This is a genomic window from Chitinophaga hostae (assembly GCF_018224885.1).
Lineage (GTDB): Bacteria > Bacteroidota > Bacteroidia > Chitinophagales > Chitinophagaceae > Chitinophaga > Chitinophaga hostae.
In genome coordinates this window covers 21,630-43,299 of sequence record NZ_JAGTXB010000011.1, presented here as the reverse complement: position 1 = coordinate 43,299, position 21,670 = coordinate 21,630, and the positions used below count along the sequence as shown (strand labels likewise).

At 48.4% G+C, this 21,670-nt stretch carries 19 protein-coding genes; 10 read left to right on the top strand and 9 right to left on the bottom strand.

The annotated features are described in order from the left end of the window. Positions 1–57 precede the first annotated feature (57 nt). Positions 58–576, top strand: a complete 519-nt coding sequence (locus KE626_RS21225; protein WP_211974956.1) for a 3'-5' exoribonuclease domain-containing protein — start codon at positions 58–60, stop codon at positions 574–576. Between the two features lie 36 nt (positions 577–612). On the opposite strand, the gene KE626_RS21220 is transcribed toward KE626_RS21225, so the two are convergent. Further along, the gene (locus tag KE626_RS21220) at positions 613–840 is read right to left on the bottom strand and encodes a VF530 family protein (RefSeq protein WP_211974954.1); all 228 of its coding nucleotides are present in this window, start codon (positions 838–840) and stop codon (positions 613–615) included. A gap of 33 nt (positions 841–873) precedes the next feature. After that, positions 874–1,905, bottom strand: coding sequence for a GntR family transcriptional regulator (locus KE626_RS21215; protein WP_211974949.1), 1,032 nt, complete (start codon positions 1,903–1,905; stop codon positions 874–876). 181 nt (positions 1,906–2,086) lie between these two features. Between KE626_RS21215 and rhaT the strand changes: the two genes are divergently transcribed. The 7 genes from rhaT to KE626_RS21180 are packed head-to-tail and all read left to right on the top strand — an operon-like array spanning position 2,087 to position 14,058. Further along, the gene (gene rhaT / locus KE626_RS21210; protein ID WP_211974948.1) at positions 2,087–3,142 is read left to right on the top strand and encodes an L-rhamnose/proton symporter RhaT; all 1,056 of its coding nucleotides are present in this window, start codon (positions 2,087–2,089) and stop codon (positions 3,140–3,142) included. A 43-nt stretch (positions 3,143–3,185) separates the two neighbouring features. Beyond that, on the top strand, positions 3,186–5,312 hold the full coding sequence (locus KE626_RS21205) for a bifunctional aldolase/short-chain dehydrogenase (RefSeq protein ID WP_211974947.1): 2,127 nt from the start codon (positions 3,186–3,188) through the stop codon (positions 5,310–5,312). 34 nt (positions 5,313–5,346) lie between these two features. After that, positions 5,347–6,621, top strand: coding sequence for a sugar isomerase (locus KE626_RS21200; protein WP_211974946.1), 1,275 nt, complete (start codon positions 5,347–5,349; stop codon positions 6,619–6,621). 15 nt (positions 6,622–6,636) lie between these two features. Beyond that, positions 6,637–8,034 (top strand): FGGY-family carbohydrate kinase, encoded by a 1,398-nt coding sequence (locus KE626_RS21195; protein ID WP_211974945.1) that lies wholly within the window; start codon positions 6,637–6,639, stop codon positions 8,032–8,034. Between the two features lie 34 nt (positions 8,035–8,068). Then, entirely contained in the window at positions 8,069–9,004 is a 936-nt protein-coding gene (locus tag KE626_RS21190; protein WP_211974944.1) for an alpha/beta hydrolase, read from the top strand. A gap of 10 nt (positions 9,005–9,014) precedes the next feature. Continuing rightward, positions 9,015–12,263, top strand: a complete 3,249-nt coding sequence (locus tag KE626_RS21185; RefSeq protein ID WP_211974943.1) for a glycosyl hydrolase — start codon at positions 9,015–9,017, stop codon at positions 12,261–12,263. Between the two features lie 22 nt (positions 12,264–12,285). Then, positions 12,286–14,058: an alpha-L-rhamnosidase-related protein gene (locus KE626_RS21180; protein ID WP_211974942.1), complete on the top strand. Its 1,773-nt coding sequence runs from the start codon at positions 12,286–12,288 to the stop codon at positions 14,056–14,058. Between the two features lie 43 nt (positions 14,059–14,101). On the opposite strand, the gene KE626_RS21175 is transcribed toward KE626_RS21180, so the two are convergent. The 7 genes from KE626_RS21175 to KE626_RS21145 form a co-directional block, all read right to left on the bottom strand. Beyond that, complete coding sequence (locus tag KE626_RS21175; RefSeq protein WP_211974941.1) at positions 14,102–14,554, bottom strand: MarR family winged helix-turn-helix transcriptional regulator; 453 nt, start codon at positions 14,552–14,554, stop codon at positions 14,102–14,104. Between the two features lie 22 nt (positions 14,555–14,576). Continuing rightward, a complete protein-coding gene (locus tag KE626_RS21170; protein ID WP_211974940.1) occupies positions 14,577–14,996 on the bottom strand; it encodes an SRPBCC family protein in 420 nt (139 codons plus the stop codon). 135 nt (positions 14,997–15,131) lie between these two features. Further along, on the bottom strand, positions 15,132–16,490 hold the full coding sequence (locus KE626_RS21165; protein WP_211974939.1) for a Gfo/Idh/MocA family oxidoreductase: 1,359 nt from the start codon (positions 16,488–16,490) through the stop codon (positions 15,132–15,134). Positions 16,491–16,716: 226 nt separating this feature from the next. Further along, entirely contained in the window at positions 16,717–17,145 is a 429-nt protein-coding gene (locus tag KE626_RS21160) for a MarR family winged helix-turn-helix transcriptional regulator (RefSeq protein ID WP_283093170.1), read from the bottom strand. A 24-nt stretch (positions 17,146–17,169) separates the two neighbouring features. After that, on the bottom strand, positions 17,170–17,847 hold the full coding sequence (locus KE626_RS21155; RefSeq protein ID WP_211974938.1) for a type 1 glutamine amidotransferase domain-containing protein: 678 nt from the start codon (positions 17,845–17,847) through the stop codon (positions 17,170–17,172). Positions 17,848–17,858: 11 nt separating this feature from the next. Beyond that, entirely contained in the window at positions 17,859–18,284 is a 426-nt protein-coding gene (locus tag KE626_RS21150; RefSeq protein WP_211974937.1) for an organic hydroperoxide resistance protein, read from the bottom strand. Between the two features lie 155 nt (positions 18,285–18,439). After that, positions 18,440–19,966: a M60 family metallopeptidase gene (locus KE626_RS21145; protein WP_211974936.1), complete on the bottom strand. Its 1,527-nt coding sequence runs from the start codon at positions 19,964–19,966 to the stop codon at positions 18,440–18,442. 304 nt (positions 19,967–20,270) lie between these two features. Here KE626_RS21145 and KE626_RS21140 point away from each other — a divergent pair, with 304 nt between their 5' ends. Both KE626_RS21140 and ybiA read left to right on the top strand, forming a co-directional pair. Beyond that, positions 20,271–21,134 (top strand): TIGR02452 family protein, encoded by an 864-nt coding sequence (locus KE626_RS21140; protein ID WP_211974935.1) that lies wholly within the window; start codon positions 20,271–20,273, stop codon positions 21,132–21,134. Further along, positions 21,124–21,669, top strand: a complete 546-nt coding sequence (gene ybiA, locus KE626_RS21135; protein WP_211974934.1) for a riboflavin biosynthesis intermediates N-glycosidase — start codon at positions 21,124–21,126, stop codon at positions 21,667–21,669. Before KE626_RS21140 ends, ybiA begins: the two co-directional genes overlap by 11 nt. Position 21,670: the final 1 nt, after the last annotated feature.

Here is a 21,670-nt window from a genome sequence, read left to right as displayed (position 1 = left end):
TATATTTTTGTGAGATGAATAACATATTGTTTAACCCAAAAAACAAACCTGTATCACATGGCTTTTATTATGGTGGACGTGGAAAGTGACGGACCTATACCTGGCGATTTTTCTATGATTTCATTTGGCGCAGTACTGGTAAATGAGCAGCTGGACAAAACTTTCTACGGTCAGCTGAAACCCATTTCAGAACGGTATATTCCCGAAGCGCTGGCGGTATCCAATCATACCAGGGAGGAAACGCTTGCCTTTGAAGATCCCGCAACAGTAATGCTGCAATTTAAGAACTGGATCCTGTCCGTGAGTAAGGACCGGCCCATTTTTATCAGCGATAACAACGGTTTCGACTGGATGTTCATCTGCTGGTATTTTCATCATTTCCTGGGTGAAAATCCTTTCGGCTTCAGTTCACAGAACCTGGGCAGCTTATATAAAGGAATGACGAAAGATACCTTTACAACGTTCAAGCACCTGCGGAAAACCAGGCATACGCACCACCCGGTGGATGATGCCCAAGGCAATGCAGAGGCGTTGCTGACAATGAAAAAGGAATTGGGGCTGAAGATAAAGTTCTAACAACCTGCAGCTGGGGAAGCTGCAGGTACGCCGGTGTTATTTAAGTTTATTTTTTCTCAGGGAATACACATAAAAATCTTCTACTTTCTTCCTCGCCCATGGCGTTTTTCTCAGGAATTTTAAACTGCTTTGCACAGACGGATTGCTGGTAAAACAGTTGATCCTGATTTGTTGTCCCAGCGCTTCCCATCCATAGCTTTCGTAAAGGTGAGTCACTATTTTCTCGAGTGTAAGTCCGTGCAGCGGATCGTTGGATATTTGCATGTTGCCCTTTTTATCTCCCCAAAGGTAGATAATTTACAGGGAAGCCCGCATGGTAACATAAAACGGAACCTCAATCTGCGCCCGGGAATGGTCTTGTATCAGCTGTGCAGCCATTTCTCCCATACACTTAAAATCAGTAGATATGGTGGTAATGCCGTTCAGGATAAATTTTTTTAATGGCGTTTCATTATAGGAAATAACCCCTACATCCTTGCCAATCCGGAGGTTCAGGGAAATAATTCTTTCTATCAGCAGCACCAGGTCATTTTCCCGCAGGTTGATGTATACATCTCCCGGTTGTATATCCTCTTCTTCAATCTCGCTTACTTTTTTGCTGTTGAAAGCATAGTTCTGGCAAAACTGTGCAAAGCCCTCGTATATTTCTTCCGGGTAATAGGTGTTTTCCGGGTAAATGATTTTAAGGGTGTGGTATTGCTGCAGCCGGTCCCTGGCCTGCTCCAGGGCGCCATAAATATCTTCCTGGAAGTTTTCATATACAGCGCCGTATTCGCCGGTTACCCCCTTTAATTTTTTATCCAGCAATATCAGCTTCTCCTTGGGAATGGTGTTAATCACTTCATCTACATGCTCCCAGCGCTCCCTGAAATGCGGGAGGATAACAATATGCGTATATTCGTTGATATTTTGCGACAGCAGCTTTTTGAATAAACTGAAGTCGCTGTTGTAAATATAAAAATCAATATTCGCCTGCTCCCCAAGCTTGTCCGCAAAAGAATCATAAATGATTTTTTTGTGTTCGCTCAGTTTGTTGAACAGGAGCAGTATTTTATATTGCTGGTCGAGATTGGTTTGCTGTACATAGTAACCTTTGCCTGGAACAGATCCCAGTATCCCCAGGCCTTTGAGGTATTTATAGGCCTTTTCGGCAGTATCCCGCGATATTTCAAAAGCATAGCTTACTTCATTGATAGAAGGTAAAATATCATCCTGCTGCACTTTCTGGTCTACAATTGCTTTGATAATAGAGTTGGCCAGCTGGTAATATTTGGGTGTAGCAGAAAAATCATCTATAAATAAATACTTGAAAATCGGATGTTGTTTCATGGCGCTATAGATATTAGTCTCGTGGAATTAGCTGTCAGCAACTTTTCCCGACAATGATAGTAATTTAATTCTACAATTGGTAAAGGATATTGGAAGCATGACAGTCCATGACAGTTTAAAATTATACATGCTTTATTTTTATGAAACAATAGTTTTCCACGTTACAAATTACAACGTTATTATGCAGGCTTTATTGGGAGTTTTATTCCACTTTATAGGTGGATTCGCATCCGGCAGTTTTTATATCCCTTACAAAAAAGTGAAGGGCTGGAGCTGGGAAAGTTACTGGATCGTGGGAGGGATATTTTCCTGGCTGGTGGTACCTTTGGTGGCAGCGTGGCTTACTGTTCCCGGCTTTATGGATATTATCCGGAGCACGGAAGGCAGCGTTCTTTTCTGGACTTATTTCCTCGGCGTATTATGGGGTATTGGCGGGTTAACCTTTGGATTGTCCATGCGGTACCTGGGCATGTCGCTGGGAATGGCCGTGGCTTTGGGCTTCTGTTCCGCTTTTGGAGCGCTCATTCCCCCCATTTACAGGGGGCTGTTTACCAACGATCCTAACACTTTTGGCGCCATGCTGCACACCAGCAGAGGGGCCTATGTATTGCTTGGCGTAGCGGTATGCCTGGTGGGGATCGCCATCTGCGGCCGGGCAGGGATGCTGAAGGAAAAAGAACTATCCGCCGAACAGAAAACTGAATGCATAAAGGAATTTGATCTGCGGAAGGGATTGGCCGTGGCTATTGTTTCCGGCATACTCAGTGCCTGTATGAGCTTTGCCATCAGTGCGGGTAACAGTATGGGGAAGGCCGCGGAGGCTAATAACGCGAACCCTTTGTTCAGGAACAATGTTATTTTTGTAGTGATCATGTTAGGCGGACTTACTACCAATTTTATCTGGTGCATGATCCTGAACACCCGGAATCAGTCTTTCAACGATTATACAAATAAGGAAACGCCCCTGGTAAAAAATTATGTGTTCGCCGCCATCGCCGGAACCACCTGGTTCCTGCAATTCTTTTTCTATGGCATGGGGGAAAGTAAGCTTGGCAACGATGCCAGCTCATGGATACTGCATATGGCTTTTATTATCCTGATTTCGGGCATGTGGGGCTTTGTGCTGAAGGAATGGAAAAACGCCAGCAGGAAAACATTCGCAACTATTTCACTCGGTATATTCACTATTATTCTTTCTGTAGTCCTGGTGGGATATGGCAATTCACTGGAAAATTAACCCGCAATATTATCACAATTAAAAAACGTTAAAATTATATAGTATGTCTTTAGATGGAACTACCACGCAATTCAGGCATGTCAGCTATTTATGGGATGAAGCAACAGCAGCCGGCATGGCTGGAGACGAAGTAGCCTTGTTGATCTATCGTTCCAATTTACTCGGAGCTGATCTGCGGCTCACCAACTATGGAGGAGGGAATACCTCCTGTAAAGCCATGGCTAAAGACCCATTAACGGGAGAGCAGGTAGAAGTGATGTGGGTAAAAGGTTCCGGCGGGGACCTGGGTACCCTTAAAAAAAGCGGGCTGGCTGCCCTGTATGTAGATCGCCTTCGCAGCCTGAAGGGTATTTACCGGGGCATCGCCCATGAAGATGAGATGGTGGAATTGTTTAACCACTGCATCTATGACCTCAGCTCCAAAGCGCCTTCTATCGACACCCCACTCCACGGATTTCTTCCATTTAAACATATCGATCACCTGCATCCGGATGCCGCTATCGCTATCGCGGCAGCCAAAGATGGTAAAAAGATCACACAGGAGTTATTCAATGGCAGCATCGGTTGGGTGCCCTGGCAGAAACCCGGCTTCGATCTGGGCCTGCAACTGAAACAATGCCTCGATGAAAACCCCGGCATCCGGGGTATCATGCTTGGCTCGCATGGTCTCTTTACCTGGGGCGATACGGCCTATGAAAGCTATATCAATACCCTGGAGGTAATAGAACGCTGTGCCGAGTACCTCGATAAAAATACGGGCCGTCATAAACCGGTATTTGGAGGGGCAAAAATCGGGGCGCTGTCATCCGAAGCACGCAAGGCCCAGGCAGGGGCATTGGCGCCGGTTTTGCGGGGCTACTGCTCCTCACAGCAGAAAATGGTGGGGCACTTTACCGACGATGCACGAGTGCTGGAGTTTATCAACTCCAACGACCTCGACCGGCTGGCTCCCCTGGGCACCAGCTGCCCGGATCACTTCCTGCGCACCAAAATAAGTCCGCTGGTATTGAACCTGGCCCCGGATGCAGCCCTCACCGACGTGGCAGCCGTAAAATCCGGACTGGCCCCGCTCTTTGATGCCTACCGCATGATGTATACCGACTATTACAACACCTGTAAACATCCTAACAGCCCCGCAATGCGGGATCCTAACCCGGTAGTGATCCTCTATCCCGGAGTAGGTATGTTTACCTTCGCAAAGGATAAACAAACTGCCAGGGTAGCGGCAGAATTTTATATCAATGCCATCAATGTAATGAAAGGGGCGGAAGCCATTTCAGCATATACCTCCCTGCCGCGACAGGAAGCGTTTAATATTGAATACTGGCTGCTGGAAGAAGCAAAGCTGCAACGCATGCCTAAACCCAAAGCCCTCACCGGCCGCATCGCCCTGGTTACCGGCAGCGCCGGTGGTATTGGTAAAGCCATCGCTAAAAAGTTTGCGGAAGAAGGCGCCGTAGTAGTGATCAACGATAATGATGCACAACGCCTCGCCACCGCCACGGAAGAATTCAATAAACTTTACGGTAAAGACGTATTCGCCGCTGACCTGCTCGATGTAACCGACGCCGCCTCCATTCATAAAACCTACAATACCGCCGTACTGGCCTTTGGTGGCGTAGATATCGTGGTTAACTGCGCCGGTCTCTCTATTTCCAAACCACTGGAAGATCATACCGAAAAAGACTGGGACCTGCTCTACGATGTTTTGGTAAAAGGACAGTTCCTTGTTACGCAAGCAGGGGCAGACATTATGCGTAAACAGGGAACCGGTGGCGATGTGCTGAATATTGTCAGCAAAAACGCCCTGGTATCCGGACCCAATAACGCCGGCTATGGCTCTGCCAAAGCCGCACAACTGCACCTCAGCCGTCTCAATGCGGCCGAACTGGGAAAAGATCGTATACGCGTTAACGTGGTAAACCCCGACGCGGTGATCTCCGACAGTAAAATATGGGCGGGCGCCTGGGCGGAAGGCCGTGCCAAAGCTTACGGTGTAAAAGTGGAAGAACTGCCTGCGTTTTATGCCAAACGGACACTGCTGAATGAAATCATTGTACCCGAAGATATTGCTAACGCCTGCTATGCTTTCGTAGGCGGTTTGCTGAACAAAGCTACCGGTAATGTACTCAATGTCGACGGCGGCGTAGCCATGGCCTTTGTGAGATAAAAACAGTATTTTATCCTGCTTTAAAAACTGAATCATGCTAATAGAAAAATATAAAATAGCCGAACATAATGATGCACTGATGGCCACCCATCGGCGTGCATTCGACTACATTGCCGGCGAAATACCACAAACAACGGAAATACTGCAACGGCTCGCGGCTTTCCAGGTGGGCATCCCCAGCTGGGCGCTCGGCACCGGTGGTACCCGCTTTGGTCGCTTCCCCGGCGGAGGGGAACCACGCAGCCTCGAAGAAAAAATCGAAGACGTAGGGCTGCTGCACCAGCTCAATCAGTCCAGCGGCGCCATATCCCTGCACATTCCCTGGGATGTGCCCTCCAACGCGGCACATATAAAAGCCGTGGCAGCGCAGCATGGTCTGCGTTTCGACGCCATGAACTCCAACACCTTCCAGGACCAGCCCGGACAACAACACAGCTATAAATTCGGTTCGTTGCAGCATGTCAATAAAGCTGTGCGTAAACAAGCCGTGGAACATAATATTGAAGTGATCAGGCATGGCGTGGAACTGGGATCGGAAGCACTGACCGTTTGGTTGTCTGATGGCTCCTGCTTTCCCGGACAGCTAAACTTCCGCCACGCTTTCCAGAATACCCTGGAAGGACTCCAGGAAATTTACGCTGCATTACCCGATAACTGGAAGGTATTTGTAGAGTACAAAGCAGCAGAACCTAACTTTTATTCCACTACGGTGGGCGACTGGGGCCAGTCGCTGCTGTACGCCAATAAACTGGGCCCGAAAGCTTATTCCCTCGTGGATCTGGGTCATCACCTGCCCAATGCCAACATCGAACAGATCGTTTCACTGCTGCTGATGGAAGGTAAGCTCGGGGGCTTTCACTTCAATGATTCCAAATTCGGAGACGATGACCTCACCGTAGGCAGCATCAAACCCTACCAGCTGTTTCTCATTTTTAATGAACTGGTAGACGGGATGGATGCAAGAGGCATGAACCATAATACTGATCTGGGCTGGATGATCGACGCTTCACACAATGTGAAGGATCCGCTGGAAGACCTGCTGCAATCAGTGGAAGCGATCATGATCAGCTATGCGCAGGCATTGCTGGTAGACCGCAAAAAATTGCTGGCAGCACAACAGGATAATGATGTGGTAACAGCACAGGAAATATTACAACAGGCATTCCGTACGGATGTCCGTCCACTGGTAGCTGCAGCGCGACTGCAAGCCGGCGGCGCATTGCAACCACTGGCTTTGTATCGTTCAGAAAAAGTGAGAGCGAACCTGGTACAGCAAAGAGGATTGAAAACTATGGCCACCGGTCTGTAACCATTTAAAATTGTTATGAGCGAAATTCCCGTTATAGCCATTTTTGATGTTGGCAAAACCAACAAAAAGCTGTTTCTCTTTGATGAACAGTACCGCATCGTCTTTGAGCGAACAGCCCGTTTTACGGAAACAACGGATGAAGATGGAGCGCCCTGCGAAAACCTGGAAAGCCTTCGCCTCTCTGTGTTTGACTCCTTGAGGGAAGTCTTTCGCAGAAAGGACCTGGTAGTTAAAGCCATCAATTTTTCTGCCTATGGCGCCAGCCTCGTGTATATTGATGAAGAAGGGCGCCCATTAACACCGCTGTACAGCTACCTGAAAGATTATCCGATCGCTCTCGGAGAACAGTTCTATCAGCAGTATGGCGGCGAACAGGCATTCTCCATCCAGGCAGCGTCACCGGTGTTGGGCAGCCTGAACTCCGGTATGCAGTTGTACCGCCTCAAACATACACGCCCTGAAGTGTATGAAAAGGTGAAGTACGCGCTGCACTTACCGCAGTACATGAGCTACCTGCTGTCCGGCGTTGCCTGCTCGGATATTACCAGCATAGGATGCCACACCAACCTATGGGATTTTCAGCAAAATAATTATCATACGTGGGTAATAAAGGAAGGGGTGCTGGAAAAGCTGGCGCCTCTTTTTTCCTCCGGAGAAGTAATGCCCGCGGCATTTCCCGGCAATAGCTATGTAGTAGGCACCGGGCTGCACGACAGCTCCGCTGCGCTTATTCCTTACCTGGTTAATTTCCAGGAACCTTTTGTGCTGATCTCTACCGGCACCTGGTGTATCAGCTTAAACCCGTTTAATGATACGCCGCTTACGGACGAAGAACTGGCGGCCGACTGCCTCTGTTATATGACTTTCCAGGGCAAACCGGTAAAGGCGTCGCGACTGTTTGCCGGGTATGAACATGAGCAACAGGTAAAACGTATAGCCGATCACTTTAACCAGCATCCGGGGCGCTACCGCAATGTTGAATTCGATAGTAACGTTATCCAACAGTTAAAAGAACGCAATAAAAGAGAAGATACACTGTTAACATCTCATCCGGAACTGTTACAGGTAACCGTATTCGGTCAGCGCGACTTGTCGTCATTTGCATCCGATACAGCAGCGTATCATCAGCTGATGCTCGATATTGCCAACGCGCAATACCTGGCTACCAAAAGAGTACTGAAAGGCTCTGCCGTAAAACGTGTATTCGTTGACGGTGGGTTCAGCAAAAATGCTATTTACATGAATTTGCTGGCTGCATTTTTTCCGGAGATGGAAATCTTTGCTGCATCTATGGCGCAGGCTACTGCCATGGGAGCGGCACTCGCCATCCATACTGCATGGAATAGCAAGCCATTGCCGAACGATCTGATCGCATTGAAATATTATTCGGCAACACATGATGTTACTTTCTGAAGTTTTGGTTAAATTATGATCAATAAATAATGCTATGCGTGCCCTCTTTACCTTTCTCTTTTGTTTTGTTGCCATCTTTGCCAACGCACAAAATGTAATACCATTATATGCCGGTCTTCCTCCCGGAGGAATTGCTTCACCGGATGAAGAAACCACCGATAAATATAACAGCCGCGCCCTCACCAGTGTGCCAACGCTCGCGCTTTATCTGCCTCCTAAGGAAAAAGCCACCGGCACCGCCGTGCTCATTTGCCCCGGAGGTGGATACTCTTCCTTGGTGTTGCAACGTGAAGGGTTAAATATTGCCGAATACTTTCAGCAACAAGGCATTGCTGCCTTTGTACTCAAGTATCGCCTGCCAGCCGATAAGATCATGACCGATAAAAGCAGCGGCCCGCTGCAGGATGCACAGGAAGCGATGAAAATCATCCGCACACGCGCACAGCAATGGAATATCGATCCCAAAAGGGTAGGCATCATGGGCTTCTCTGCCGGCGGCCACCTGGCTTCTACGGCAGGAACGCATTTCGATCGCCCGGTATTACCCGCCAACGCAGGTTTGAACCTGCGCCCTGATTTTATGATCCTCGTATACCCGGTGATAAGCATGGAAAAGAACCTTACACATGCCGGTTCCCGCAAACGTTTACTGGGTGATAACCCGGATGAGCTGACAGTGAAATACTACTCCAACGACCGGCAGGTAACACCGCAAACGCCCCCCACCATTATCTTTCATACAGGCGATGATAAAGTGGTAGATGTAGACAATGCCCTGTTGTTTTACCAGGCGTTACGGCATCAGCATGTTCCTGCTGAAATGCATATCTACCCGGAAGGCGATCACGGGTTTGTGTTGAAACTGCCCGTGGATGTGTGGATGCTCACCATCATGAAATGGCTGGGGCGCAGCGGCATGCTGAACCCTGATAATCCTTTACTACAGGGAGGTACAGGGCAGTTATACTGATACACAAAAAATGAAAACACCAGGTATGAACTACCAGACGGTTATAAAAAAGATAGGTTATTGCGCTGCGGTATGGCTGCTGTTATCGCCAACGGTGGCGGTCATGGCCCAGGGGAAGGGAATGCGGCATTGGTTTATATTTCCGCCGGACACCGTTAAACCAAGTATCTACTGGTATTGGATGAGCGATAATATTTCGGAGGAAGGCGTGAAGAAAGATATTGAAGCCATGGCGAAAGTAGGTATAGGCAGGGCTTTCATCGGGAATATCGGTTATCCGGAAGAAGAAGTGCCATATGGAAAAGTAAAATTGTTTTCCGATGAATGGTGGAAAATAACCCGCACGGCTATCAGTACCGCCTCCGGGAATAAAATGGATATCGGACTGTTTAACAGCCCCGGCTGGAGCCAGAGCGGAGGCCCATGGATCAAACCTTCCCAGTCGATGCGCTATATTGCCGGCGACGAAATTACCGTACATGGACCGCAGCAGTTATCCCAACCAGCGCCTGCCATCGCCAATTTTCAGACAGTAGCCGTTATCGCATTCCCGGCGCCCGCCGGTGATGGCGACGATATTGGCAAACACGCTCCCGTACTTACTTCTGATCTTGGATTTACAGCCATTGAAAAGCTGGTGGATGGCAATGTAACGGAGGAAGTAACGACCACGCAACCGGTAAACAAACCTGCACCTGCCGGCATAGAAATGGCTGTGAAAGAAGATTTTACGGCACGCAGCCTGATCATATATCCCGCAGCCAAACCATTTAAAGCACAGTTCGAACTGCAGGTAAAAGAAGGGAATAGCTGGCGCTCCGTTAAAACATTTGAATTTGATCGCAGCAACCCGGCTCCCAATGTAGGCTTCAAGCCCTATGCGCCTGTAGCCGTTTCCTTTAAAGCCGCTACCGGCAGGCAGTTCCGGCTGCTGGTCCACGACGGCCATCCGGCATTAGCAGAAATTAAATTACTGGCAGCCCCGCGGATAGAACGCTTCGAGGAAAAACAATTGGCAAAAATGTTCCAGACACCGTTGCCGTTGTGGAACGAATACCAATGGCCGCAGGAACCTGAGCCGGATGGTAATGGACAGATCATTGACCCTACCCAAAGTATTAACCTCACCAAAAATTTATTACCCAATGGAACCCTCAACTGGAACGTTCCTGCGGGCAACTGGATAATCGTGCGTTTTGGTATGCTGCCAACCGGTGTCAACAACGGTCCTGCCTCTAAAGAAGGGATAGGATTGGAAATAGATAAGATCAGCGACACCTGGTCACAGCACCACTACGATTCTTTTGTAGGAAAAATCCGTAACAGTATACCGGCAGCAGAACGGAAAGCGCTGAAATGGGTGGTGGCCGACAGCTATGAAACCGGCTCCCAGAACTGGACGGATGATATGGCGGAAGATTTTGTAAAACAATATGGCTACGATCCTTTACCCTGGCTGCCGGTATTGTCCGGAAGGGTAGTAGGTTCCGCGGATCAGTCAGATCGTTTCCTGTGGGACTTGCGCCGCCTGGTGGCAGACCGGGTGGCTTATAAGTATGTAGCGGGTTTGCGCAAAGCAAGTCATAAGGACGGGCTGAAACTCTGGCTTGAAAACTACGGCCACTGGGGATTTCCGTCGGAGTTTCTCAAATACGGCGGGCAGGCGGACGAAGTAGCCGGCGAGTTCTGGAATGAAGGTACTTTGGGAGACATTGAATGCCGCGCCGCCTCTTCTGCCGCGCATATTTATGGCAAAACCCGCGTGGCGGCGGAATCGTTCACCGCCGGCGGACAAGCATACGCGCGTTATCCGGCCCTGTTGAAACGACGCGGCGACTGGTCTTTCACCGAAGGGATCAATCATACCTTGTTACACGTGTTTATAGAGCAGCCTTACGATAGCCTGGAACCCGGAGTGAACGCGGGATTTGGTACGGAATTTAACCGGAAAAACACCTGGTTTTACCAGGGCAAAGCATTTATAGATTATATCAGGCGATGCAATTATCTCCTGCAGCAAGGCACTCCCATTAATGACATTGCTTATTTCATCGGCGAAGATGCCCCCAAAATGACGGGTGTAAGAAATCCCGAAATCCCCAAAGGCTATTCGTATGATTATATCAATGCTGAAGTAGTCATGAATCGCCTGCAGGTAAAAGACGGTAAACTGGTGTTGCCGGACGGCATGAGCTATCGGCTCCTGGTATTGCCGCAACTGGAAACCATGCGCCCGGAACTGCTGGGGAAAATAGCCCAACTGGTGAATCAGGGCGCCACCATCCTCGGACCCGCACCCAAACGTTCTCCCAGCCTCCGGAACTATCCTGCGGCAGATACGCAGGTGCAGCAGTTATCGGCCGCGCTGTGGGGAACCCAACCCGGTCCGCAAAGAAAATATGGCAAAGGGCAGGTACTCAGCGGCATCAACATGGAAACAGCACTGGCGATTTTACAATTAAAACCGGATGTGGCGCAACTGCCCGCAAAGGTACTGTATACCCACCGCGTCACAGCAGAAGGAGAAATATATTTTATCACTAACCAGTCGGCAACAATCGTGAACTTATCACCTGCATTCCGTGTTGCAGGAAAACAACCGGAATGGTGGGATGCCGTTTCCGGCGAAACCCGCGATTTGCCCGGCTTTACCATTGCGGATGATAATACCGTAGTGCCGTTAACGTTAGCCCCTTATCAGAGCGGCTTTGTTATGTTCCGGAAAACAGCATTGGTAAGACACAGCAACCGCCCTAACTTCCCCGCACCTGTGATATTACAGGAATTGAACAAGCCCTGGACAGTTACCTTCGATCCCGCTAAACGTGGTCCCACACAACCTGTCATATTTGACCGGTTAACAGATTGGAGCAGCAACGCTAATGAGCAGATCCGTAACTATTCCGGTACAGCGGTATATGAAACGGATTTTGAGGTAGATAATATGCCTGCTGCATCTGCATTATACCTGGACCTTGGCGGCGTAAGCGTAATGGCGGAAGTTAAGCTGAACGGTATCGCGCTGGGTACTGCATGGACAGCACCGTATACCGTAGGCGTAAGAAATGCCTTGAAAAAAGGGAACAACAGGCTGGAAGTAACCGTAGTAAATACCTGGGTAAACCGCCTGATTGGCGACAGTAAACTGCCGCAGCAGGAACGTAAAACATGGAGTAACGTAAACCCATATACGCCCAATGATAAGTATCAGTCTGCCGGTTTGCTGGGCCCGGTAAAACTCACTGCGGTGAACTATTAATTTATAAAAACGAACTTAATACATGAAAATATGCTCCTGGTTTTTGTTGTTAAACAGCCTGCTGCTGTGCGGCATACCGGCCCTGGCGCAGTTGCCGCCGGTGTTTGACAGCACCCGTATGGCGGCGGTCCAAACAACACCTACGGTACGGCGGTATTTATCTCCCGAAAAAATTATATGGCAAACCTCCAACGCCGGCAGCAGTATTACAAACGCAGCACGCTTCCTGTTGCAAGGCAATGGGCAGGCCGACCTGGCCAATCAAAATATGTGTGTGCTGAAAAGTACCGCCACTGAACATCCTGGCCTGTTGTTCGATTTTGGTAAAGAGCTGCATGGCGGTCTGCAACTGGTAACAGGGATGTATAAAAGTGGTAAACCGGTAAAGCTGCGGGTACGATTCGGCGAATCGGTAAGTGAAGCCATGAGCGATATTGAACCTGGTAAAAACGCCACCAACGACCATGCCATACGAGATATGATCGTGGAAGTACCCTGGTTGGGTAAACTGGAAGTTGGCAACACCGGCTTCCGTTTTGTTCGGATTGACCTGCTCGATGACAACGTTGAACTGCAACTAAAAGAAGTACGCGCGATTTTTGTTTACAGGGATCTGCCTTATATCGGTTCTTTTAATTGCAGCGATGAGTTGCTGAACCGGATCTGGCTCACAGGTGCTTATACTGTGCATCTTAATATGCAGGACTATTTGTGGGATGGTATTAAGCGCGACCGCCTCGTGTGGATCGGCGATATGCATCCCGAAACATCTGCTATCAGCGCGGTATTTGGTTATAATGACGTGGTGCCCAAAAGCCTGGATCTGTCGCGTGATATTACGCCGCTGCCGCAGTATATGAATGGGATGGTATCGTATTCTATGTGGTGGGTGCTTATTCAGCGCGACTGGTACCAGCACACTGGTAACCTGGCATATCTGAAAGAACAGGCCGTTTACCTGAAGGGGTTGCTGGATCATCTGTCCGGGAAAATAGATACGGCTAACAGCGAAGACCTGCAGGATGGTATCCGTTTTCTCGACTGGCCCTCCAGTGAAAATAAAGCAGGTATCCACGCCGGCTTGCAGGCCATGATGATCATGACCCTCGACGCCGGAGCTGCGCTGAGCAAGGTATTGAATGATGCTGCCACGGTAAAGAAATGTGAAGCCGCCATTGCCCGCCTGAAAAAAAATGTACCCGACGCCAGCGGCTCCAAACAGGCCGCCGCTTTACTGGCCTTGTCAGGCCTGGTGCCGGCCGAAAAGATCAACAGGGAAATACTGTCTGTTGGCGGTGTTAAAGACTATTCTACTTTCTACGGATACTATATGTTGCAGGCAAAGGCCAAAGCAGGCGACTACCAGGGAGGGCTAAACGATATTCGCAATTACTGGGGCGCTATGCTGAAACTGGGCGCCACTACGTTCTGGGAAGACTTTAACATGGAGTGGCTTCCCAATGCGTCGCGTATTGATACGCTGGTGCAGGCCGGACAAAAGGATATCCACGGCGACTACGGCGCTTACTGCTATAAAGGATTCCGTCATAGTTTATGCCATGGCTGGGCTTCCGGGCCAACGCCCTGGTTAACGGAACATGTGCTGGGCATATCAGTAGTGGCGCCCGGTTGTAAAGTGATTAGAATAGTGCCTCACCTGGGAGATCTTCAATTTGCCGAAGGAACTTTTCCTACGCCGTATGGTGTGATAAAAGTAAAACATACCCGCGCGGCCAATGGGAAAATACAGTCTGTGATCAATGCGCCGGCGCAGGTGAAGGTGATAAGAGAGTAGCATCATTTCGTGAGGAGCAGGGAAATCAATACTGTCCTGCGCCTCATTGCTCCAGCAGCAATCGTAATTTCCTGTTGAACTCACTTGTTTTAGCGCCTAAGGGTTCAAAGAAATCCTTATCAAATTTTTCCACTACTTTAATCGCCTGTCGTGTTACTTTTTCTCCGTTTTCCGTTAAGGCAACTGTTTTAGCGCGGGTATCGGTGGCGTGTTCCTTTCGTTGCAACAAGCCTTTGGTTTGTAATGTGCGTAGTACCGTAGAGGTAGTCATCGGGTCTATCTTGGAATGGGCCGAAAGCAGGATCTGTGTTACCGGCTCGTCCTGTTGTGTGAGCCACAGCGTACTGGCCAGCAATACGAACTGGGAATGGGTAAGGTCGTATTTCTCCAACGCTTTCCTGATCGCTCTTTGCCATAAACTGGTTACCTGCCATAACAGGAAGCCTGGACTTTCTTCAGCGGCATCTACACTAAAGGCATTATCGTCTTTTTTCATGCGGGCATTTTTACAAAAATAATTATAGTTTGCCGGCTACCCGCACCTGATTTTGCATTTCCTGCGGTAAGTTATTCACAATATCCTGCGCTACTATTTTCTCCCATAAAAAGCCGAGTATACCTGATACTGTCATGGTGACGGTTAATTTCAATCCTTCAGGAGTATCTTCAAACGTATGCTCTCCGTACATTTTAGCCAGCGGGAAATGGGTAAGGTCTACAAATTTGCTGTTAGGAATGGTTTCATACAGCTCAATTTTAATTTTAGGTCCCTTTTTAGGCTTCAGTAGAAAATGATTACCCTTTTCAAATTTGCCTTCCAGCTTAGCATATTCAATGCCATCGTCCCAGGTATGCCAGTTGTTGACGTCTGCAAACAGTTTCCACATTTGTTCTTTGGTAGCGTCTTTTGTTACGAGTGTGTGAGATTGTGACCACATAATTTTTAGTTTTTTGATTGAATAATTATTTATAAGTACAAATATAATAAGTATACTTAGTATTTTGAATTAAATTATCACAAGATAAAAATACGATGTTAAAACAACGGGGAACGCCTTGTCAGCACGGAAAAGCTATATCAGTGGATGTTCCCACGGACCTCTGTAAGGTCGTTGTAACAGCGCAGTGGCAGCGGGATCGCCGGTAATGATCCGTTTCTGCGGATCGTAGCTCAGCGGGCGCCCGGTTTGCTGGGAAAGATTGGCGAGAATACAACTGGCAGTGGAAATATGGCCTTCTTCAATATCGGCCACAGGCCGACCGCCATTTTTGATAGCGCCGAGAAAATTGAGCATATGCGGGCGGGTGGCAGGGGCGGCGTTGAGTTCAATAGCCGGTTCGGTAACATCTTCCGGGTATTTTTCTCTTTCATACACCACATCTTTATGAACAGGTGTGCCATTTCCTTCGGGTATAAAATCGTAAGACATCGTGCTGGCTGCAAGCGTACCCTTTTCGCCGTAGAGTTTAAAAGACCACGGGTATTTGGGGTCGGCAGGCGTGCCCCAGGTGCGGTGCTGCCATACGCAGTTCAGTCCATCGTATTCAAAAATGGCCGACTGGGTATCGGTGATGTTAGACTTACCTTCCTTCTGTACATATATACCTCCGGTAGAAGTGATCCGCTTGGGCCACCCCAGCTGCAGCATCCAACGCACGGTATCAAACATATGCACGCACATGTCGCCCATAATACCATTGCCGTATTCCATAAAAGTACGCCACCAGCGTACATGGGGCAAACCATCGTAAGGACGCAGCGGAGCAGGCCCGGTCCACATCTCGTAGTCGAAGAAGTCCGGTACGGTCTGTACCGGCGGATTACCGTTGTTTCGCATATGATAGTAACAACACATTTCTACATGCGATATTTTGCCCAGTAAACCGGCATCCACAATATTCTTCTTTGCATCAATCAGGTGCGGTGTACTTTTCCGCTGTGTGCCAACCTGCACAACGCGGTTATATTTCCGTGCAGCAGCCACCATTGCTTCGCCTTCTATTACATCCACGCTGATCGGTTTCTGCACGTATACATGCGCGCCGGCTTTCAGTGCATCAATCGTCTGTAAGGCATGCCAGTGATCTGGTGTGCCTATCAGCACAATGTCCAGCTCATTTTCTGAAAGCATTTTCCTGTAATCGGTATACAGTCGCGGTGTGGCGCCGGAGGCCTGTCTTTTACGGACCATTTCACCGGCATCCTTCAACATATTTTTATCAACATCACACAGGGCCACCACTTTTACCGGGGCTACCTGTATAAGACGGAATAAATCACTTTTCCCATACCAGCCGGTACCTATGAGGCCTACCCGGTAAGGTTTGTCAGGATTGATAAAGTCGAGTGCGCTGGCGCCTATGGCAGACAATGCAAGCGTAGCTGTAGCGCCTTTAAGAAAACGGCGGCGGTTGATATTAAAGTTGTCCATAATCGTGGAATATCGTGATCGAATAGATTAACAGGAAAGAAAGATAATCATTCAGGAGAACAAATTATAGCCTGGGAAGAATATAAATAAAAATGGCCCTTGCTGCTTTTCATTAATGTCGGCACTTTACCGACATTAATGAAAAGCAGCAAGGGCCGTATAATCAAAGTAATCACAGTCCAATCTCCATTCATCAGGACAATCAAACTAATCAGGTTAATCACAGTTAATCACCGTTGTGTCTCGTTAAAACACCGTCGATCAACGGCTTCAGCGTACTATATTCTTCTGCCGTAAAACCCATACTGCAACTTATTTTTTCAGGAATATCGGCAGCAGCTGTTTTGAGCTGAGCGCCTGCTTCAGTAAGATGAATATTTACAATGCGCTCATCTTCCTTACTCCGTACCCGCTTAATTAACTTTTTACTTTCCAGTCTTTTCAGTAAAGGGGTCAAAGTACCGGAATCCAGCAGCAGCAGCTTGCCCAGCGCTTTAACAGACAACACTTCGTGTTCCCACAACGACAGCATTACCAGGTATTGCGGATAGGTGAGGTCTATCGCAGTTAAAAAAGGCTGGTAGTGTGAAGTGATCAGTCTTGATACTGCGTAGAACGAAAAGCAAAGCTGATTGGATAATTTTAGTTGTTTCAATGAGATGTATTTAACAACGTAAAATTAAGCTAATGTTTCGATTAATATTTTAGCTACTTCTGCGGAAGAAGCCGGATTTTGCCCGGTGATCAGCAGCCCGTCTTTTAACGCGTAAGAGTGCCAGTCCTTTCCCTTGCTATAAATGCCACCCAGCTTTTTGAGTTCGTCTTCTAACAGGAACGGTACTACGTTAGTCAGCTGTACCGCTTCTTCTTCTGAATCACTAAAGCCGGTTACTTCCTTACCTTTTACCAGTGGCTCGCCATCTGGTCCTTTTACCTTTACCAGTGCAGCGGGAGCATGACAAACAAAAGCCACCGGCTTATGTTGCTGATAAAATGCTTCGATGAGTGCAATGGAACTGGGATCGGTGGCCAGGTCCCATAAAGGTCCATGTCCGCCCGGATAGAATACGCCGTCGTAATCATCTGCACGTACCTCGTTTAATTTTACGGTGTTGGCCAGCTTTTTCTGCAGGGCCTCATCCTGTTTAAAACGAGTGGTAGCAGCTGTCTGGAATTCGGCCAGTTCGCTTTTAGGATCAATGGGTGGTTGTCCGCCACCGGGAGATGCGAGGGTTACTTCAACGCCTGCATCCGCCAATACGTAATACGGCGCTGCAAATTCTTCTACCCAGAAACCGGTTTTGTGACCGGTATTACCCAATTCGCTGTGCGAGGTCAGTACAATCAATACTTGCATGAGGAGCGTGTTTAAATAAGTTCTAACTCAACATTTATATTACCACGGGTGGCGTTGGAATAGGGGCATATCTGGTGGGCCTTCTCTATTAATTCCTGTGCCAGTTGCTGCGCTACTTCCGGAATGGCCACCTGTAATTTTACCGCTAAACCATAGCCGCCGTTTTCATTTTTACCCAGACTTACATCCGCTGTAACGGTTGTTGTGCCACTGTTTACCTTTTGTGTTCTGATCACCAGGTTAAGCGCGCTGTCGAAACAGGCCGCATAACCGGCTGCAAACAATTGTTCAGGATTGCTGTATGCGCCGCCGCTGCCGCCCAGTTCTTTTGGCATTCTTACGCCAAGGTCCAGAACGCCGTCGGATGATTTAACATGTCCGTTTCTGCCGCCCGTTGCGGTGGCATAGGCAGTGTATAATTTTTCAAGTGTTGCCATGAAGATTAAAATTTATTGTGTAAAATTAAATTGTGTACAATCAAATACCAAATTTATTTTTTCATGGCTGTTTATGGGTAACAAAAAAAGGACCACCGGTGTTTAGCGGTGATCCTTTATAATAAACGGTTATTGACGGATATGGTGGTTGGATCTTATTCAGGAAAATGATAGGGCATCCAGCCCGGTAAGCGGGCTAATTCGGCCTTTACGGGTCCGCTGACAGGGATTCCCCAGGTTTCAAAGAAAGGGGCCACATTGCGTCCCGTTACCTCGGAAAATATTTTGGCCCACAGGTCCCGCTTCTGCTCGTCGGTTTTGGCGTAACTGCCTCCCGGATCTTTCCTGGCCAGCTCATGATAACGACGGAAAAAGGTTTTAAACGCCTCCCAGCCGAATGCTTCCTGCAACTGGCGGAACATAATCAGGCCAAGAAAAGGTTCCTGCTGCCAGGTGTCGTAATCAGCGCCCTTTTGAAAATACTGTTGTATCATCCGCTTGGTATTTTCATTGGAAACACCCGGATGGGCGCCATTTCTTCCGCCTACCAGTCTGTCGAACATATACAGCGAGAAGAAATTGCAACTCACCTCCGTGGAGCCGCCAAACACCCAGTCAAGGTTCTGCATGTTATGACCGATTTCATGGAAGAAGCCCCAGTTGGCTCCGCCTTCACTGGGCACCAGCAGCCGGCCCGGATCAATCATCACATCAGCAGAAAGCTGATGAGTAGAAGGGGAGTGATGCGCCATAATCGGATAACCACTGTGCAATGCACCTCCGGCAAGCTGTTCGTCTATCACCATGCGCTGCGGCCGGTACACAGGTTGCGGTATCTGCGCCAGCTCCATTTCGCCGGCTACAATCAGGTTCCACAGCATCATAGTGGAATCGGGCTGTTTTACTTTTTGTAATACGGTGTCAGGAAGTGTGAGGATCATTTTATCCGACATCAGCTCACCCCAGGGCGCCTTATTGCTTTTCAGCTGTTCCGCCCATTCCGCAGGTGTTGTTTTGCCCAATACAAATAAAGGTGCGGCAATACCCCCGCTGATGGTAAAATCAGCTTCCCAGCCGGCCGATTGAGGGGCCGCCAGGATATATACCAGTCCGCCGAAGGGACTGGCAATTTTCACTGTTCCTTTGTTCAGCGGCACCCGCTTTGTCACCATCGGCATCCGTCGCCAGGCTTCTTCCCAGGCCATCCAGTAGCCCAGGTAGTCGGTATGAACCCCTATCTGTACCCAGATGTCCCTGTTGATCAGCGAGTCGGGTACCCGGATGCTAACCACCTGTCCGGCCGGCGCATACAAGCCTGTACTGTACAGGTTATGCTGAAGCGGACTGGAATATTCCATCCGCGAAATAACCGGTACATCACTACCCGGAATTTGATGATGCCCGAGGTGAACCGTCCGGGTTTCCGCCACGGCGCCGGTTTTCACCGCGCCCGGAAAATAAGCTGCCGACGGATGCGCTTTTATATTTTTGTATGCAGGGCTGGTGGATTGTGCTATGCACCATTCATTGATCTCTTTTCTTAAACCGCTGTCTTTTACAGGTAAGGTGGCGCCGGGATGTATAACAATGTTTTCGGGCTTAACAACGGAAGCCACCTGTTGCCCCCGGCTTGTAACAGCGGCCAATAACAGCATACCGGCAGGCACAAAGTATTTTATCATCTTCCAGGTTTGATCATTTTAAGTTAATACTAACTGTGGTGGTTACACGTTATTTTTTTATCAAGATAAAAAGACAGCATGAATTGTATCCCCGCCGGTACCCGCCGCCAGACGCATCTGACCACTGATCCGCGCACCTCATTTCTTCATTTATTTTTATCTCCCAAAAAATAAATATCAGTATTAGATAAATATTTCTTTACTTTGCGTCATAATGACGTAAACAAATTTTAAACCCACAGGGATAAAGAGAAAAAGGTTAACCCCACCAATATTTCAACGCCCTGATGAAAACTAACAGGCCATGAACAAAAGCAAAAGAGTAGCCGTCGCACACGAAACCCTTGATATTATTGAGAAGGGCGGCTATCAGAATAACCGCGGAGAACTAATACATATAGGGGATACACTACAGCATTCCATTGTCAACACCATTCATTACCGGCCGGACGATTTCCCGCTGCTGTTTAAACAACGCGATGAAATGTTGAAAACGGGAGCCGTACATCATACGCATATTTCCGTTACCGCGGAAACAACCTTTGCAGCGGCGCGGAGGCTCATTGTAACAGAAGGGGTTTCCAGGGTTTGCTGCCTGAACTTCGCTTCCGCAAAAAATCCGGGTGGCGGTTTTCTTGGTGGGGCACAAGCCCAGGAAGAAGCGCTGGCGAGAGCAAGTGGCTTGTATGCCAGCCTCAGAACAAAACAGGTGATGTATGATATTAACAGGGCCAACGGCACCTGTCTGTATACAGATAATATGATCTATTCACCGCTGGTACCCGTTTTTCGCGATGATCATGATGCTTTACTGGATCAACCCTATCACGTGTCGGTACTCACTTCCCCGGCCGTCAACGCCGGTGCTATCAGGAATAATGAACCGGAACGGCTGAAGGACATGGAAGCGGTGATGCTCGGCAGGATAGAGAAACTGCTTTCTGTAGCCGTTGCACAAAAGCAAACAACACTTATTCTCGGCGCCTGGGGCTGCGGCGTTTTCAGAAACAATGCGGAAGATGTGGCCCGCTGGTTCGCACACCATATTACAAACAACGAAGTATTTAAACACGCATTTGCACAGGTCGTATTTGCCGTTTACGAATCCGGTGAGAAAAAGTATAATTTAAATGCCTTTAAAAACAGGTTTGAATACCATGAAGTATAATAACAAATGGCTGATCGAAAAATATCAGGCCAAAGAGAAAATAAAATTTATCTTCTTCTGGGGACACCGCACATCTGCCGATGGAAGCATTACCCAGAGCTGCTTTAGTCAGTGGTATCCATCTGCATTTACAGCAGGGGAGGTTACCTATAAAACCGCTGAACACTGGATGATGGCCGGTAAGGCGAGACTTTTCGGAGATGATATCACCTTCGGAAAAATTTTGCAGGCCAACACGCCTGATGAAGCAAAAAAATTAGGGCGGCAAGTGAAAAATTTTGATGCGCCTACCTGGGATGCCCATAAATTTGAACTGGTGGTAACAGGAAACTATCATAAGTTTTCACAGCACCCCGAAATGAAACAATTTTTAGTAAATACCGCTGATCGCGTATTGGTAGAAGCCAGTCCTATGGACCGTATCTGGGGCATAGGAATGTCGGCCGGTAACGAACAGGTGGAGAACCCCTTACAGTGGCGCGGCCATAACCTCTTAGGTTACGCGCTCATGGTGGTCAGGGATCAATTGAAATAAT